This is a genomic window from Phycisphaerae bacterium, assembly GCA_012729815.1.
Classification (GTDB): Bacteria; Planctomycetota; Phycisphaerae; order JAAYCJ01; family JAAYCJ01; genus JAAYCJ01.
This window is the reverse complement of the sequence record JAAYCJ010000144.1, coordinates 1-2,119: the sequence shown is the minus strand read 5'-3', so window position 1 is coordinate 2,119 and position 2,119 is coordinate 1. Positions and strand designations below refer to the sequence as shown.

2 protein-coding genes are annotated in these 2,119 nt (G+C 65.2%); both read right to left on the bottom strand.

The annotated features are described in order from the left end of the window. Window positions 1-463 (bottom strand): prepilin-type N-terminal cleavage/methylation domain-containing protein (locus GXY33_09820; protein NLX05430.1); only part of this gene is annotated, 463 nt, incomplete at its 3' end. Beyond that, on the bottom strand, window positions 460-2,119 hold a 1,660-nt coding region (locus tag GXY33_09815), incomplete at its 5' end, for a hypothetical protein (GenBank protein ID NLX05429.1). The genes GXY33_09820 and GXY33_09815, both read right to left, overlap by 4 nt.

The window sequence follows — 2,119 nt, the reverse complement described above, 5'->3', positions numbered from 1 at the left end:
GTTGCGTTTCGTCATAGGCGCCGAGGTAGGTGTAGCCCATCAGCAGGACCCGCGGGTCGCTGCCGGTCTGCAGGAGGCGGACGGACGGCTGAAACGGGCAGACGAACAGATCCTCGGGCAACCCGTGATGATCGATGAAGTAGTTGACGAAGTCGTCGCGGTTGACGAGTTCCGGCGTCCAGTAGCATTCGGGATAGATGCGGTCGGTGGGGCGGAGAAAGCCGCTGTTGTCCTGGGCGTAGATCTGATGCACGAGGCCCCACTGGCGAAGGCGGCTGGTGCAGACGGCGATCTTGGCGGAGTCGCGGGCCGCCTGCAGCGCGGGCAGGAGCACGGCGACCAGCACGGCGATGATCGCGACGACGACCAGCAGCTCGATCAGGGTGAATGCCTTCGATCGGGGCTGCGTGTGGCGTGGGAAACATGGAGGCTTTGGCAGACGGGCGTCGGTTGGAGTCTTCATGGTTTGGTTTCCGTGCATTCCAGTTTTCCGATCAGGGCGACCTGGTATGGGTTGAGGCGAATCGTCAGCTCAGGAAGATTCTCCTGCGATGCGGTGCAGGAGAAGGTCTTTCCGGACAGCACGTCGACGGCGGCAGGGGAGTAGGGCGTGGTCCATCGAAGGGTCGGATGGACGGGGTAATGGCCGGCATTGACGAGCAACAGCCAGTCCCCTTCGTGGGTGTCTTTGAGGCCGAGCACGGCCAGTTCGTTTCGGCTGGTCTCGAAGAAGCCAACGGTTTTGGCGGAAGGGCGAATGCCTTGCGACTCGAACCAGTCGGTGAGGAACTCCGCGGTGGCGCCGGGCCGGGCGTCGGTGGCGACTCCGGCGGCGCATCCGATCGCCAGCACCTTGCCCTCTCCGAAGACATGCTCGATCACCGCCGGTTTGCCATCGGCGTAGGTTGCCAGGACGCTGGCATCCGGCTGCGGATTGGCGAACGCCACCGCGGGCGCGGCAGCGTCCACGGGCGGCAGCCACACGGTCCTGCCCGATGCGGAAACGGGTGAAGGGACTTGATCGGCCATCTCGGCGCCCAAAACCGGCTGCAGCTCGCCGGCGGGAAAACCATCCCAGGCGAACCCGAATTCGTCGAACCGGGCGACGGGACCAACCGTCACCAGCCGTCCGCCGCGCTCAACGAAGCGGCGGACATGATCCAAAGCGGTTTGAGGCAGATACTCGGCCTCGACGAGGATCAGCGCCTCGACCGAATCGAGCTTGCCCGCCTCCAGGTCCTCATCAGCGAGGAACCCGACGGCAAATCCGCCCACCAGCGACACCGATTCGTAGAGGGCGCGAAGCTGATTCAGCGGCGTGGACAGCGGACGCTCCGGATGGGCTGGGTTGTCCAGGTCGCGGTGGTACAGCGACGCCCGCGGATAGTAGAAGGCGATCCGAGGATCGGGTTTGCTCAGTCCGGCCACGAGGTCATCCAGGGCGGACAACTGGGCGTAGGTGATCGCCATGGCCTCGGCGGCCGGGGCGGGAGCATCATCGCCATAGAAAAGCGCCCACTGGCCCGGATTCCACGAGAACGGAAACAGCCCGCGCAGGCCCTTGCCGAAGGCGGTCCAGACCTGAACCGCGAACTCATCCCGCAGGCCCATCCGGTACGGTTTCCACCAGCCCTGGTTGAACTCGGTGCACCAGACGGGCAGGCCCGTCGCCTCGTGCTCCATGTCCACGCCGAGGGCGAGAAAGAAGTTCATGTTGCCGATCCCGTGGCCGACCGCTCCGGCCTGCGGACCGTAGTACACGTTGGTTCCGTAGACGTCGTGCTGGACCTCGCGGGCCTTGAATGGCTCAGCCGCGTACGTAAGCACCAGGTTGCCGTCGACCAGCTTGGAGAACGCCGGACGTGCTGGGTCCGCCTGCACCGCTGTGTCCTTGAGGTACGCCAGATGGTTGACGAAGCTGTCCTGCTGGAAGCGGACCATCTCGTAGGCCATCGCCCGATTGACGTACTGGGCTTTCTGATCGGCGGTGGCGGCGACGACGCTGCCGGGCGGGCTCAGGCGGCCGGACCGCAGATCGGGAAGGACGATCTCATCCCACGTCTCGTACGCGGTGCGCCAGTGGCGATTGGCGGTCTCGATCTCGCCGTAGCGGGCCTTG